This is a genomic window from Phytopseudomonas seleniipraecipitans, from assembly GCF_900102335.1.
Taxonomy (GTDB): Bacteria; Pseudomonadota; Gammaproteobacteria; order Pseudomonadales; family Pseudomonadaceae; genus Aquipseudomonas; species Aquipseudomonas seleniipraecipitans.
In genome coordinates, this window is the sequence record NZ_FNBM01000004.1 from 17,403 (window position 1) to 32,071 (window position 14,669).

The following is a 14,669-nucleotide window of genomic DNA, read 5'->3' on the forward strand; positions in this document are numbered from 1 at the left end:
TGTCATATACAGCGAGCAGGAGACGTCCGTCGCGGCCCAGCACAACTGGCTGCTGCCGCTCGACAATGAAACGATTTACGCCCGTTTCTGACGCGCCTGACACCGACCCTGAGCGTCGTGTGTGCCTAACGCGGCTTCCGGCAGCACCGGAAACCATTGGTACCACATGAAAAGAATGCTGATTAACGCGACTCAACCTGAAGAGTTGCGTGTTGCGCTGGTAGATGGCCAGCGCCTGTACGACCTGGACATCGAGTCAGGTGCCCGTGTACAGAAGAAATCCAACATCTACAAAGGGCGTATTACCCGCGTAGAACCAAGCCTTGAAGCCGCATTCGTCGACTTCGGCTCCGAGCGTCACGGCTTCCTCCCCCTCAAAGAAATCTCCCGCGAATACTTCAGCAAGGCCCCCGAAGGCCGCGTCAACATCAAGGACGTGCTCAAGGAAGGCCAGGAAGTCATCGTTCAGGTCGAGAAAGAAGAGCGTGGCAACAAGGGCGCAGCCCTGACCACCTTCATCAGCCTCGCCGGCCGCTATCTGGTTCTGATGCCTAACAACCCGCGTGCTGGTGGCATCAGCCGCCGCATCGAAGGTGAAGAGCGCAACGAACTGCGCGAAGCCCTCAACGGCCTCGACATTCCCAACGATATGGGCTTGATCGTACGCACCGCCGGTTTGGGCCGCAGCAGCGAAGAAATGCAGTGGGATCTCGACTACCTGCTGCAACTGTGGAGCGCCATCAAGGAAGCCTCGCTGGATCGCCCTGCCCCATTCCTGATCTATCAGGAAAGCAACGTCATCATCCGCGCCATCCGCGACTACCTGCGCCAGGACATCGGCGAAGTACTTGTCGATAGCGTCGAAGCCCAGGAAGAAGCCCTGACCTTCATCCGCCAGGTGATGCCGCAGTACGCCAGCAAGATCAAGCTGTACGAAGACAGCGTGCCGCTGTTCAATCGCTTCCAGATCGAAAGCCAGATCGAAACCGCCTTCCAGCGTGAAGTGAAGTTGCCGTCCGGTGGTTCGATCTATATCGATCCGACCGAAGCACTGGTGTCCATCGACATCAACTCGGCGCGCGCCACCAAAGGCAGCGACATCGAAGAAACCGCGCTGCAGACCAACCTGGAAGCCGCCGAAGAAATCGCCCGCCAGCTGCGCCTGCGCGACATCGGCGGCCTGATCGTCATCGACTTCATCGACATGACGCCGGCCAAAAACCAGCGCGCCGTCGAAGAGAAAGTACGTGAAGCACTGGAAGCCGACCGCGCCCGTGTACAGGTTGGTCGCATCTCGCGCTTCGGCCTGCTGGAAATGTCCCGTCAGCGCCTGCGCCCCTCTCTGGGCGAAAGCAGCGGCATCGTCTGCCCGCGCTGCAACGGCCAAGGCATCATCCGTGACGTCGAATCGCTGTCCCTGGCCATTCTGCGCCTGATCGAAGAAGAAGCCCTGAAGGACCGCACCGCCGAGGTTCGCGCCCAGGTGCCAATCCCGGTCGCTGCTTTCCTGCTCAACGAGAAGCGCAACTCGATCACCAAGATCGAACTGCGCACCCGTGCACGCATTGTCATCCTGCCGAACGATCACCTGGAAACACCGCACTTCGAAGTGCAGCGTATCCGTGATGACAGCCCGGAAGCCCAGAGCACCCAGACCAGCTACGAGATGGCCACGGTCGAGGTCGAGGAAGAGAAACCGGCTGCCGCCACTCGCACCTTGGTTCGCCAGGAAGCCGCGATCAAGGCCGCCCCGCCGCGCAGCGCACCAGCTCCGGAAGTGGCCGTTGCCGCCCCGGCGACTCCGGTTGCTGCCGCACCGCAAACCGGTCTGTTCAAAGGTCTGGTGAAGTCCTTGGTGGGCTTGTTCGCCAGCGCCGAAGAGCCGCAGAAACCAACCGTCGTCGAGAAGAAGCCAGGCGAGCGTCAGCCGCGTGGTGACGAGCGTCGCAACGGCCGCCAGCAGAACCGCAACCGCGGCAGCCGCCGTGACGAAGAGCGCAAGCCGCGCGAAGAACGAGCCCCACGTGAAGACCGCGCCCCGCGCGAGGAACGTGCGCCGCGTGAAGAGCGCGCACCGCGCGAAGAACGTCAGCCGCGTGCCCCGCGTGAAGAGCGCCAGCCGCGTGAGAACGTGGAAGTGCGTGAACCGCAGGAAGTGCGTCAGTCCCGTCCGCCGCGCGAAGGCCAGGAAAACCGTCGTGAGCGTCGCCCGCGTGAAGAGCGTCAGCCGCGTGAACTGCGTGCCCCGCTTGATGCCGAGCCGCAGAACGAAACCGCTGGTGAAGAAGCACGTGCAGAACGCCCACAGCGTGAACCGCGTCAGCCACGCCAGCCGCGTGAAGAGCGTCAACCGCGCGCTGAGCAGGCTCAGGCCGATAGCGCTGAAGAGGAAGTGCTGAACAACGACGAGCAGCAGGACGACGATCAGGACGGCACCGAGGGCAGCGAACGCCCACGTCGCCGCTCCCGTGGTCAGCGTCGCCGCAGCAACCGTCGCGAGCGTCAGCGTGATGCCGATGGCAACCTGATCGAAGGCAGCGAAAGCAGTGACGACAGCAACGAGGAGCCGGTAGACGGCGCCCGTATCGCAGCCGCCGCCACCGTAGCCGCTGTAATCGCGGAAACCGAGCAGCCTGCCGAACAGCAGCTTGTCGCTCAGGAAGCTAGCACTCCTGCCCCTACTGAAATCGCAGCCCCTGCTGCGACTCAGGAAGCACAGGCAACGGCCGAGGTCGAGCAGCCAGCGCAAGCAGCCATCGAATTCGCCGACGCAGCTCCTGCGCCAGCCGAAGTGCCAGCTGAAACAGTGGCCGAACGTGCTGATGCAGTGATTGAGCCTCTGCCGGAAATCGAGCAACCACGTGCTTCGGCCACCTCGTTCGAAGCCGAGCCACAGGTCGCCCCTGCGGATGCCGAGCCGGTGCGTGAAGCGGCCGTTGAAGCAGCGGTTGCTGAAACGCCGATCATCGAAGCGCCAGTTGCTGAAACCACCTTCGAGACTGCTCCGGCAGCCCCGGAAGCGGTAGTGGAAGCACCGGTAGCCGAAGAGCCGGCAGCACCTGCGGCAGCAGTGACCAGCAATGGCCGCGCACCGAACGACCCGCGTGAAGTGCGTCGCCGCAAGCGTGAAGAAGAGCGTCTGGCCCGTGAAGCTGCTGAGGCTGCCAAGACTGCTCCAGCTGTTGCTGTCGTCGAAGCTGCTCCGGCTGTGGAAGCTGCTCCAGCAGTGGAAAGCGATACCGTGGTCGACACTCAACAGGCCAACGCGCCGGTCGAGCCGGTCCAGCCCGCTGACGTGATCGTCACTCCGCTAGACGAAAGCGCCCAGCAGGATCAGGACGAGCGCAAGCCGCAAGCCTGATAGGTAACGCGGCAAAGAAAAGGGGATGCTTCGGCATCCCCTTTTTTGTGGCTGGCATTTAGGTTTGAGCATGACCGCCGTTGGCCGGCGCACGCGACATCGGCAGCCCAGGAATGGATCAAAGGAGAAAAGGAACCGGTGCACCTCGCCACTCGGCGAAGTGCACCTGGACGTCGATCAGAGCACGTTCGGCTCGATCTCCAGGCTCACGCCAAAGCGCTCTGCGATATCCGCCTGAATGCGCTGCGCCAGCCCGAGCAGTTGCTGCCCGGTGGCATGCCCATAGTTGACCAGCACCAGCGCCTGCAGGCGATGAACGCCTGCATCGCCGTCACGGAAGCCTTTCCAGCCGGCCTTCTCGATCAGCCAGCCGGCCGCCAGCTTCACCTGACCATCGGCCTGAGGATAGGCAACCAGATCCACATGCTGTTGCTGCAACCGCTGCGCCAGCTCAGCCGGCACCAGCGGATTCTTGAAAAAGCTGCCAGCATTGCCAAGTACGGCGGGGTCGGGCAGCTTCTCGCTGCGAATGGCGCAGATGGCCCGGCTGACATCGCTGGCGCTCGGCGCCTCGATACCCTGCTCGGCCAGGCGCTGGTGCACCGGGCCATAATCAAGATGCAGGCTCGCATTGCGCTCCAGAGCAAAGCGCACACGCAGAATGATCCAGCGGCCGCTCTCCCGCTTGAAGCGGCTGTCGCGGTAGGCAAAGGCGCAATCCTGAAGATCGAACTCGCGGATCTCGCCGCTTCGCCGGTCAAGCGCCGTCAGGCCAAGGAAACAGTCCTTCAGTTCGACGCCGTAGGCACCGATGTTCTGCACCGGCGAAGCGCCGACCGTGCCCGGAATCAGGCTGAGGTTTTCCAGACCTGCGAAACCCTGCTGCAGCGTCCACAGTACGAAACCGTGCCAGGGCTCGCCCGCCTCGGCTTCGATCTCTACGCGCTGGCCGTCATCGGCGACGACGCGAATGCCACGGCTGGCCATGCGCAGCACCAGTGCCTCGACGTTGGCGGTCAGCAGCAGGTTGCTGCCGCCCCCGAGCACCAGCAGCGGCACCTGCCGGTCCCGCGCGGCGTCCAGCGCCTGGCGTACCTGGGCATCGTCAGAGGCCTCGGCCCAATAGCGGGCGGCCACGTCGACGCCAAAGGTATTGTAGGCCCTGAGCGACACGGCAGACTGCACCACCAAGGTCATAGACGCCCCTTGAGTTCGATAAGCAGCGCATCGCTGGCCGCTTCGAGCAGATCCAGCACGTGCTCGAAGCCTTCATTGCCGCCGTAGTACGGGTCGGGCACCTCATCCACCGCCAGTTGGTAACGGCGCAGATACAGATCCAGTTCGCCGCGCGCCTGAGCCGGACGCATGCGCTGCAGGTCGCGCAGATTGGCGACATCCATGGCCAGCACCAAGTCAAAACGAGCGAAGTCATCCGGGGATACCTGGCGACCGCGCAGGTTCGACAAGTCATAGCCGCGCCGACTGGCCACTTCTTGCGTACGCGAATCCGGCGCTTTGCCGACGTGCCAGTCGCCTGTACCGGCAGAATCCACGTCGATGCGTTCCGCCAGGCCTGCCTGTTGCAGGCGCTGGCGGAACACCGCTTCGGCGGTGGGGGATCGGCAGATATTACCCAGACAAACGAACAGGACGCGCATCAGGCGCCCAGCAATCGGCGGACGCGATCGAGGTCTTCCTGGGTATCGACACCGGCGGGTGGCGCTTCCAAGGCATCGGCGACGTGAATGCGCACGCCGTGCCAGAGTGCTCGCAGTTGTTCCAGGCACTCGGTATTTTCCAGCCAGCATGGGCCCCAGGCGACGAAGTCCTGAAGGAAGCCGGCGCGGTAGGCATAGATGCCGATGTGTCGGCGATAAGGAACATCAGCAGGCAAGCTATCGCGATCAGCGGCAAAGGCATCACGCGCCCAGGGCAGCGGCGCGCGGCTGAAGGTCAGCGCCAGGCCGTTGCGGTCGGTAGCGACCTTGACCACATTGGGATTGAACAAGGCGGCAACATCGCTGATCGGCTCGGCCAGGGTGGCGATGGCGGCCTGCGGATTGGCCGCGAGGTTGGCGGCGACCTGATCAATGATCGCGGGCGGCACCAGCGGCTCGTCACCTTGCACGTTGACCACAATGGCATCAGCCGCCAACCCCAATGCAGCCGCCACTTCAGCCAAACGGTCGGTGCCGGAATTATGATCGGCGCGAGTCAGTATCACCTGCGCGCCGAAGCCCTGACAGGCTTCGACGATGCGCGCGTCGTCGGTGGCGACCACCACCTGCCCTGCACTGCTCTTGCAGGCCTGCTCCCAGACATGCTGGATCATCGGCTTGCCGGCGATATCCTGCAACGGCTTGCCCGGCAGGCGGGTGGACGCATAACGCGCCGGAATCACCACGGTAAAGGCGTTGCTCATCTTACTTGTCCAGGCGTTCGTCATCGTTGAGGGTGCGGGCTTCGCTTTCCAGCATGACCGGAATGCCATCGCGGATCGGATAGGCCACGCCAGCACCTTTACTGATCAGTTCGGTCTTGTCCTGGCTGAGCTTGAGCGGGCCCTTGGTGATCGGGCAGGCCAGGATATCGAGCAGTTTCGGGTCCATGGGTAATCCTTGAGAGCTAGAGGAGTGAGCGCGCGACGCCGTTACTGCTCGCCGAGCAGGCGATCCAGCCGCGCGTCGAACCACGCGCGGAACGCCGCCGAGGGCTGCGCGTCGACGGCCAGATACCACCAGTCGTCGCCTGCGAAAGCCCGGCATTTCACCGCATCCTTCTCCGTCATCACCAACGGCAGCGCCGGCAAGAAACTCAGCAGCTCGGCGCTGTAGGCAGCATGGTCGGCGAAGGCATGCGCAACAGGCCGCCAGTGTAGCGCCTCAAGGGTTGTGAAGAAACGCTGCGGGTTGCCGATGCCGGCCACCGCGTGCACGGCCTGACCGGGGGCAAAGTGATCGAGCGGACGACGCTCACCACTGCGCAGGTTGATCAGGGCGCTGGGCACCAGAGTAAAAGCATAACCGCCCTGCGGATCGTGCGATGCGCCGTTGTAAAGGCAGGCATCCACACTCTGCAGCCGCTCGGCCGGTTCGCGCAGCGGCCCGGCGGGCAGACAACGGCCGTTGCCCAGACCACGTGCGCCATCGATAAGCACCAGCTCCACATCACGCGCCAGGCGGTAATGCTGCAAGCCGTCATCGCTGAGCAATAGATCCAGCGGTTCCTCGGCCAGTAACGCGCGAGCGGCCCGGCTGCGATCTGGATCGATCATCAGTGGCACGCCACTGCGCTGAACGATGAGCAACGGCTCATCGCCGGCATGCTCTGCACTCTGCTCGGCACGAACTCGCCAAGGCAGACTCGGCGGCTTGGCACCGTAACCGCGGCTGATCACGCCAACGCGCAGGCCGCGGGCCTGGCACTGCTCGACCAGCCAAAGAATCAGCGGGGTTTTACCGGTACCGCCAACAGTGACGTTGCCGACCACGATCAGCGGAACAGCCGCGCGATAGATATCCCCTTCGCCAGCGAGAAAGCGCGCGCGCTTGCGCTGCACAACGCCCCGGTACAAGGCCTCCAGCGGACGCAATAGCGCCAGCGCCGGATGGCCTTGGTACCACGCCCTCACTAGGCGATCGGAAAAGCTCGCCATCAGGGCGCGGCCTGGGTCTCGACGGTGGTGATGCGCAGGTGCGAGAAGCCAAGTTTACCGGCCGCATCCATGGCGGTAACCACCGACTGGTGAGCCGTCTTGGCATCGGCGCTGATGGTCAGCGGCAAGCTGTTGTCGCCGCCGGATTCCTTCTGCAACGCGGCCATCAGGTTATCCAGATCATTCTTGATCAGTGCCTGGCCATTCAGCGAGAAACCGCCGTCGGCAGCGATCACCACCTCCAGCTGCGTCAGCTCACTCTGCTCTGGCGGCGTACCGCTGGCAGCCTCAGGCAGGTCGACCTGCATGCGCGTTTCACGGGTGAAGGTGGTGGTCACCACGAAGAACAGCAGGAGGATGAATACCACGTCGATCAGCGAGGCGAGATTGATCTCGACCTGCTCGCGCCGTCTACGTTTGAACTTCACGCCTTCTTGCTCCCCTTGGCCGGCTTGGGCTCCTCGGCCAGGTCGACGTCACGCTCGCCCTGCACCATCTCCACCAGCTTGATCGCTTCCTGCTCCATGCCGACCACCAGCTCGTCGACACGGCGCTGCAGAAAGCGATGGAAGAACAGCGCCGGAATGGCCACGATCAGGCCTGAGGCTGTAGTGACCAGCGCCTTGGAAATACCACCAGCCAGCAAAGCCGGATTGGCCGTGCTGCCCCCCATGAACGAGCCGAAGATATCGATCATGGCGATCACCGTGCCGAGCAAACCGAGCAGCGGCGTGATCCCGGCGATGGTGCCCAGCGCATTCAGATAACGCTCCATCTCGTGCACCACACGGGCGGCCGCCTCCTCGATGCACTCCTTCATCACCTCACGGCCGTGCTTGGAATTGGCCAGGCCTGCGGCGAGGATTTCTCCCAACGGCGAATCGGCACGCAGTTCCTTGAGCTTCTGGTTGTTGAGCTGCTTGTCCTTGATCCAGCGCCACACCTGCCCGAGCAGGTTGGGGGGCGTGACCCGGCTGACACGCAACGTCCAAAGCCGCTCAGCGATAATGCCCAGAGCGGCGATTGAACACAGAATGATCGGCAGCATCACCCAGCCGCCAGCTATAACCAGTTCCCACACGGTGGCAGATCCCCTTCGCAAAAGTGGCGCCACTCTAGCATAGGGTCGTGATGCCGCCGACGGCTGCGGTTCTCATTTTTCCCGCCAGAAACGCGGTATTTCACGCAATGCCTGAGGCTCATCGAACGAACCGAGGTCAATACGCAGTGCGCCGGTCTTGACGCTGTCGTAGGCACGGGTATCGAATGCCTGGTACCGCGAGACGACCGCGGGATGAGGATGCCCGTAAGCGTTGTGGCGGCCACGCGAATACAACACCGCTTTTGGCTCGACGGCCTTTAGCAGGGCCCATGATGAGGAGCTGCGACTGCCATGGTGCGGCGCCAGTAACCACTGCGCGCGCAGATCACGACCGCTGTCGATGAGGGCTCGCTCGGCATGTGCGTCGATATCACCGGTGAGCAACATGCGCTCACCTGACGCTTCGATCATCAGCACGCAGGAGGCCTGGTTGCTGTCGGTCGCATCAGCCCATCGCCAAGTAGAGAACTGCACGCCGTCCCACTGCCACTGGCGCTCGTCACAAGGCTGCGCCTGCAGTACGCCTGGCAAGCCGGGCACATCACCACTCACCACCTCTGCGACCGGAAGGTCGCGGAATACGGCTTCGGCGCCCCCGGAATGGTCGTTATCGGCGTGACTGAGCAGCAACATGTCCAGCGTGCGTACATCCAGCGCGCGCAGCGATGGCATGACCACACGCTCGCCGATATCGAAGTCACCGAACTTGGCGCCAGCGTCGTACAGCAACGCATGACGCTGCGTCAGTATGAGCATGGACAGGCCCTGCCCGACGTCGAACATCCACAGTTCTGCTCGGTTCTCGGCCGGGCGCTGCGTCGGGGTAAACCATAACGGGAGCAGCAACAACAGCCCAAGGGCGCGTAGCGGCACGCCACCTGGCAGCAGGATCAATACGGCGCCCAAGGCGACGAGCAACCACGCCCAGAACGGCAAGCGACTCGGTAGCCAGGCCGGAGCCAGCGCCGCCGTCCACTCCAGTAATTGAAACAGTACGGCCAACGCACCACCTGCCAGCCATTGCGTCGTCTCGCCGAGCCACGGCACTGGCAGCAGCACGGCGCTCGCCAGTGACAACGGCACAGCCACCAGCCCCACCCACGGAACCGCAAGCAGATTGGCCAGCGGGCTGCTGATGCTGATCGGCAGCCCTAACGCCAACAGCATCGGCGCCAGACCAACCGCCATCGTCCACTGCGCGCGCCCCAACGTGCGCCACCAGGGCCAGGCCCCCAGCCGGCCGGCAAAGCTCAAGATCAGCAAGCCGACCGCCCCGAAGGACAACCAGAACCCGGGCTGCAAGACGACCAGCGGCTCGTACAGCAGCACGGCGGACAGCGCCATCAACAGCGGCAGCGTCACGCCAAGATGGCGGAAGCGCCAACGCCACAGCAGCACCAGACCGATCATGGCACTGGCGCGCTGCACCGGAACGTCGAAACCGGCCATGACGCTGTAAGTAAGGGCGCCAGTGAAAGCCGCAAGGCAGGCCGTGGGCAGCCAGGGTACACGCTGGGGCCACCAGCCCAGACGCGCCAACCAGAAGATCAACCCGTACAGCATGCCGGCCACCAGCGATACGTGCGTTCCGGAAATCACCAGCAGATGAACCGTGCCGGTGTTCTGCAAAACACGCCAGTCCGCCGCCGACAGACCGGAGCCGTCGCCCAGCACCAGCGCTGCGACAACGCCGGCGCGGCCGTGCGGATCGTAAGCAACCAGACGCTCACGCAGGCCATCGCGCCAGAAGGAAAACCCGCTCGCCTCGCCCAGGCGCTGGCCCGACTTCACCGTGCCAACCGCGCCCACGCGCTGGGCCAAAAGCCAGGCCTCATAGTCGAAGGCCTGCGGGTTGACCAAGCCGTGAGGACGCTTCAGATTGACGGCCAGACGCCAGGTTTCGCCAGCGCGAACGTGCGGGCCGCCATACCAGGAAACCCGCAGCAGCTTCGGCAGCGCAGCCCGTCGCGACTGCGCATGCGCCAGCTCGAACCTCACCACGCCGTCACGCATTTCCGGCAACCCGACTACCTGCCCTTGCATCCACAGTGTGCGGCCGTCGAGTGCCGCGTCGAGGCGATCATCCAACGCCCACTGTGCCGACACACACGCCCAGCTAAACCCCAGCAGAAACAGGCCGACGGGATAGCTGCGAAACGGTACAAGCACGAGCCCGACAACGCCCAGCGCCATCAGTGCCGAAGCAGGCGGCAGCTGCGGCAAAAAGCGCAGCAGTAATACCCCGGCTGCCAAACCCAGCAACCCGTTACGCAGGTTGCCTGATCGAATCCCATCCATGGGCGCCCTTCTGGCTCAGAAACAAAAAAGGCCGCTATTCACATAGCGGCCTTTCGAGATTAGCAGGCTGTCGACAAACTACCCGCGTACCCTCATTCGTAACGCAACGCCTCGGCCGGTTGCGTACGCGACGCACGCCAGGACGGGTACAGCGTAGCGAGGAAGCTGAGGATCAATGCCGCGCTGCAGATCAGCACAACGTCACCGGTCTGCAGCTCAGACGGTAGCGTGCTGATAAAGTACACATCCGAGCTGAACACGTGCTGCCCCGTAACGCGCTCCAGCCAGCCCACCAGTTCGCTGACGTTGAGCGCAGCGAGCACGCCGAGCACACCGCCGATCAGTGTGCCGATCACGCCAATCACCGTTCCCTGAACCATGAAAATGCCCATGATTTGCCGCGGCGTGGCGCCCAACGTGCGCAGGATGGCGATGTCCGCGCCCTTGTCAGCGACCACCATGATCAGCGTGGCAATGATATTGAAGGCTGCCACCGCAACGATCAGCAGCAGCAGCAGCCCGATCATGGTCTTCTCCATTTTCATGGCGCTGAACAGGCTGCCCTGGGTCTGCGTCCAATCACTGGCGTGGTAGCCCTCGCCTAACTGCGTGGCAATCGCGCCGGCCACTTGTGGCGATTGGTAGAGGTCCTTGAGCTTGAGACGGATACTCTGCACCGAACCGGGGTCCAGGCGCTGAATCTGCGCCGCATCGGCGACGTTGATCAGTGCCAGCGAGCTGTCCAGATCAGCGCCGACCTTGAAGACTCCGACCACGTTCAGACGCTGCATGCGCGGCGAGATGCCGCCGGGCACCGAGCTGATTTCCGGGACGATCAATGCCAGCCGGTCACCGACCTGCAGCTGGAAGCGGCGCGCGGTGATTTCGCCAATCACCACGCCATACTCACCCTCGCGCAAGTCGCTCAAGCGCCCTTGCACCATGTGATCGCCAATGATCGAGACCTTGGGCTCGAGCGCTGGGTCAATGCCGTGCAGCTGGATCGGCTGCATCACACCGCGATAGGAGAGCATGCCCTCCAACTCGGCGAACGGCACTGCGGCCTCCACTTGCGGGTTCTGCAGCGCGACCTTGGCGGGCGCTTGCCAGTCGGCCAGGGCCGGTGAGCCAGCGATGGTCGCGTGGGGCACCATGCCGAGAATTCGCGAGCTCATTTCCCGGTGAAAGCCGTTCATTACCGACAACACCACGATCATCGCCAGCACGCCGAGGGCCAGGCCGATCATCGAGGTCAGGGAAATGAACGAGATGAAATGGTTGCGGCGCTTGGCACGGGTGTAACGCAGGCCGATGAACACACTCAGCGGGCGAAACATCAGGCGTGCACCAGCTTGCCGTCTTCCAGGCTCAACACCCGGTCCATCTGCCGCGCCAGTTGCAGGTCATGGGTCACCACCAGAAAGGCAGTCTGCGACTGTGTGCTCAGCTCGCGAATCATGTCCTGAATACCCTGAGCGGTATGATTGTCGAGGTTACCGGTGGGCTCATCGAGCAGCACCAGCCCCGGACGATTGACCAGCGCTCGGGCAATCGCCACACGCTGGCGTTCGCCGCCAGAGAGCTCGGCAGGCTTGTGGCTCAGGCGATGGCCGAGACCGACGCGCTCGAGCAGCTCGGTGGCGCGCTGACGCGACTCGCTGATCGAAGTCTTGCCGATCAGCAGCGGCATGCACACGTTCTCCAACGCGGTGAACTCGGCGAGCAGGTGGTGGAACTGATAGACGAAACCCAGCGCGCGGTTACGTAGCAGCCCGCGCTGTTTCTCGTTGAGGGCCGACAGTTCTTCGCCAGCCAGCCAGACGCTGCCACTGCTGGGTGTGTCGAGGCCGCCGAGCATGTTCAGCAAGGTGCTTTTCCCTGAGCCGGAGCTGCCCACGATGGCCACGCGCTCACCGGGCAGCAGTTCCAGTTGCAAATCGTCGAGGACCACCACCGACTGCGGGCCTTCTTCGTAGCGCTTGCTCAGGTTGCGGCAGCTGAGCACGGCGCTCGCCTGCGCCTGCACGACCGGATCACTCATAACGTAATGCCTCCGCGGGCTGGGTGCGCGCCGCGCGCCAGGCCGGATAAAGAGTAGCGAGGAAACTCAGGACCAATGCCGCACCGCACACCTGCAACACGTCGGCAAGCATCAGCTGCGACGGCAGGTAGTCGATGAAGTACACATCGGCATTGAGAAACTTGAAGCCGAGCAAACGCTCGACGCCAGCGATGATCGAACTGATATTGAGCGCAGCGAGAATGCCCAGCAGCGCGCCGATCAGCGTACCGATCACGCCGATCACCGTGCCTTGCACCATGAAAGTGGCCATGATCTGCATCGGCGTCGCGCCGAGGGTGCGCAGGATCGCGATGTCACCTTTCTTGTCGGTGACGACCATTACCAGCGTGGAAATGATGTTGAACGCCGCCACCGCGACGATCAGCAGCAGCAACAGACCGATCATGGCTTTTTCCATGCGGATGGCCTGATACAGGTTGCCGTGAGTGCGGGTCCAGTCACGCGCCAGGTAGTCCTGCTCGCCGAAGCTCTGCGCCAGCTGCCAGGCAGTGCGCGGCGCCTGGAACAGGTCGGCGAACTTGAGGCGGATACCCTGCACCTGATCCGGCTTGTGACGCTGCAGACGGGCCAGATCCTGGATGTGGGTCATGGCCACGAAACCGTCGATTTCACCCGCGCCAACGTGAAAGATGCCAACCACCGTGAAACGCTTGAGGCGCGGAAACATACCACCAGGTGTAACGGTGACTTCCGGCGCCACGAAGGTCACTTTGTCACCCACGCCAACGCCGAGCTTTTCTGCAGCCTTGTCGCCAATGACGATGCCGAAGGTGCCGGGCTGCAGGTCCTGCAGACGCCCCTCGCGGAAGAAGTCGCCAATGATCGACACCTTGGGCTCTTCGACCGGATCGACAGCGTTGATCAGCACCTTCTGCACCTTGCCGTCATTGGTCAGCAGCCCTTGCATCTGGCTGAACGGCGCGACAGCAAGGACCTGCGGGTTCTGCATGGCACGGTCGGCGAGCTGCCGCCAATCGCTGATCGGCGTGGAGCTCTCGACCGTAGCGTGCGGCACCATGCCAAGCACGCGGGTGCGCATTTCATGGTCGAAGCCGTTCATTACTGACAGCACCAGAATCATCACCAGCACACCGAGTGCCAGCCCGATCATCGAGGTCAGGGAAATAAACGAAACGAAGTGATTGCGACGCTTGGCCCGCGTGTAGCGCGTGCCGAGAAAAACGGACAGGGGTCTGAACATGTGGGGCGCTTGTTCGAGGGAAAGAGAAACGTCCTTGTGGCGGGGCCTGGCAAGCGGCCTTACACTCTGACCACCACCGCTGCCATGGGTTCGCCATGTCGACTCAAGACGAAAATGATCGCCGAGAATACTACCGTATCGAGGACACGATCGCACTGGATTTCACCCTACTGGCGGGCGCCGAAGCCCTGGCCAGTGACGAGCTTCACGATGCCTCGCCGCTGTTCAATGTGCTCAGCGAGCTACACGTCATGGACTTCGAATCCCAGCATCTGCTGCGCAATATAAGCGAGCGCGATCGCACCCTGGCCAGTTACCTGAAGGTGGTCAACAAGCGCATCGACCTACTCGGCCAGGCGATGGCCCAGAGCCTGCTGCGCGACATCGGCCCACCGAAACGCGTCACCCTGTCCGAAGGTGGCATCAGCTTCCTCAACGCCCAGCCAGTGGCGGTCGACAGCCACATGGCGCTAAAGATGGTGTTGATGCCGCAAGCGCTGGGGCTGCTGCTGCGCGCCAGAGTCATGCACTGCCGAGAACACGAAGGGCAATTCGAGATCGGCACCGAATTCGAAGCGATGACTGACGCACAGCGCCAGTTGCTCGCCCGGCATATCCTGCAGCGCCAGGCGCAGGAGCGCCGTCAGGCTCGCGAGGATTCTGCATGATCCCTTCTCCCTTGTTACTGGCACTGGCGTTGCTGCTGCCAATGGCCGCCCAGGCCGATACGCTGACGATTCCCATCGGCCAGCAAGGCGCCGACCTCACCGACCTGCCACAACTCGGCCAATCCAAGCGCTCGGTGCTGGAGCGCTTCGGCTTGGCGGATGAGGAGCATGCGCCCATTGGCAAGCCGCCGATCACCCGCTGGGATTACCGCGAATTCAGCGTCTATTTCGAATACGACCACGTGATCAATAGCGTGCGGCACCAACAGCCACGCACGATACGAACCGAGTAAGGAGCAAC

The 14,669-nt window shown here is 63.1% G+C and carries 14 protein-coding genes; 3 read left to right on the forward strand and 11 right to left on the reverse strand.

Annotation, left to right across the window (positions count from 1 at the left end; genetic code table 11):
- The first annotated feature begins 166 nt into the window (after positions 1–166).
- Positions 167–3,361: a ribonuclease E gene (gene rne, locus BLS60_RS10070; protein WP_092367509.1), complete on the forward strand. Its 3,195-nt coding sequence runs from the start codon at positions 167–169 to the stop codon at positions 3,359–3,361.
- 177 nt (positions 3,362–3,538) lie between these two features.
- Here rne and murB read toward each other — a convergent pair whose 3' ends face one another.
- The 11 genes from murB to BLS60_RS10125 form a co-directional block, all read right to left on the reverse strand.
- Entirely contained in the window at positions 3,539–4,558 is a 1,020-nt protein-coding gene (murB, locus tag BLS60_RS10075; protein WP_092367512.1) for a UDP-N-acetylmuramate dehydrogenase, read from the reverse strand.
- Entirely contained in the window at positions 4,555–5,019 is a 465-nt protein-coding gene (locus BLS60_RS10080; protein WP_092367515.1) for a low molecular weight protein-tyrosine-phosphatase, read from the reverse strand. Before BLS60_RS10080 ends, murB begins: the two co-directional genes overlap by 4 nt.
- Entirely contained in the window at positions 5,019–5,783 is a 765-nt protein-coding gene (gene kdsB / locus BLS60_RS10085) for a 3-deoxy-manno-octulosonate cytidylyltransferase (RefSeq protein WP_092367518.1), read from the reverse strand. Before kdsB ends, BLS60_RS10080 begins: the two co-directional genes overlap by 1 nt.
- 1 nt (position 5,784) lies before the next feature.
- Positions 5,785–5,970, reverse strand: a complete 186-nt coding sequence (locus BLS60_RS10090) for a Trm112 family protein (RefSeq protein WP_013791977.1) — start codon at positions 5,968–5,970, stop codon at positions 5,785–5,787.
- A 41-nt stretch (positions 5,971–6,011) separates the two neighbouring features.
- A complete protein-coding gene (gene lpxK / locus BLS60_RS10095; protein WP_092367521.1) occupies positions 6,012–7,016 on the reverse strand; it encodes a tetraacyldisaccharide 4'-kinase in 1,005 nt (334 codons plus the stop codon).
- Positions 7,016–7,444 carry an ExbD/TolR family protein gene (locus tag BLS60_RS10100; protein ID WP_070882036.1) on the reverse strand — a complete coding sequence of 143 codons (429 nt, stop codon included), beginning with the start codon at positions 7,442–7,444 and terminating at the stop codon, positions 7,016–7,018. The genes lpxK and BLS60_RS10100 overlap by 1 nt, the downstream gene beginning before the upstream one ends.
- Positions 7,441–8,097, reverse strand: a complete 657-nt coding sequence (locus BLS60_RS10105) for a MotA/TolQ/ExbB proton channel family protein (RefSeq protein ID WP_070882035.1) — start codon at positions 8,095–8,097, stop codon at positions 7,441–7,443. Before BLS60_RS10105 ends, BLS60_RS10100 begins: the two co-directional genes overlap by 4 nt.
- Before the next feature lie 72 nt (positions 8,098–8,169).
- Positions 8,170–10,416: a DNA internalization-related competence protein ComEC/Rec2 gene (locus BLS60_RS10110; RefSeq protein WP_092367524.1), complete on the reverse strand. Its 2,247-nt coding sequence runs from the start codon at positions 10,414–10,416 to the stop codon at positions 8,170–8,172.
- Positions 10,417–10,508: 92 nt separating this feature from the next.
- A complete protein-coding gene (locus BLS60_RS10115; RefSeq protein ID WP_092367527.1) occupies positions 10,509–11,753 on the reverse strand; it encodes a lipoprotein-releasing ABC transporter permease subunit in 1,245 nt (414 codons plus the stop codon).
- Positions 11,753–12,457 (reverse strand): lipoprotein-releasing ABC transporter ATP-binding protein LolD, encoded by a 705-nt coding sequence (lolD, locus tag BLS60_RS10120; protein ID WP_070882033.1) that lies wholly within the window; start codon positions 12,455–12,457, stop codon positions 11,753–11,755. The genes BLS60_RS10115 and lolD overlap by 1 nt, the downstream gene beginning before the upstream one ends.
- The gene (locus BLS60_RS10125) at positions 12,450–13,700 is read right to left on the reverse strand and encodes a lipoprotein-releasing ABC transporter permease subunit (protein ID WP_070882032.1); all 1,251 of its coding nucleotides are present in this window, start codon (positions 13,698–13,700) and stop codon (positions 12,450–12,452) included. Before BLS60_RS10125 ends, lolD begins: the two co-directional genes overlap by 8 nt.
- 95 nt (positions 13,701–13,795) lie before the next feature.
- Here BLS60_RS10125 and BLS60_RS10130 point away from each other — a divergent pair, with 95 nt between their 5' ends.
- Together BLS60_RS10130 and BLS60_RS10135 are read left to right on the forward strand one after the other, a co-directional pair.
- Entirely contained in the window at positions 13,796–14,368 is a 573-nt protein-coding gene (locus tag BLS60_RS10130) for a PilZ domain-containing protein (RefSeq protein ID WP_070882031.1), read from the forward strand.
- Positions 14,365–14,661, forward strand: coding sequence for a phosphodiesterase (locus BLS60_RS10135; protein ID WP_070882030.1), 297 nt, complete (start codon positions 14,365–14,367; stop codon positions 14,659–14,661). The genes BLS60_RS10130 and BLS60_RS10135 overlap by 4 nt, the downstream gene beginning before the upstream one ends.
- Positions 14,662–14,669: the final 8 nt, after the last annotated feature.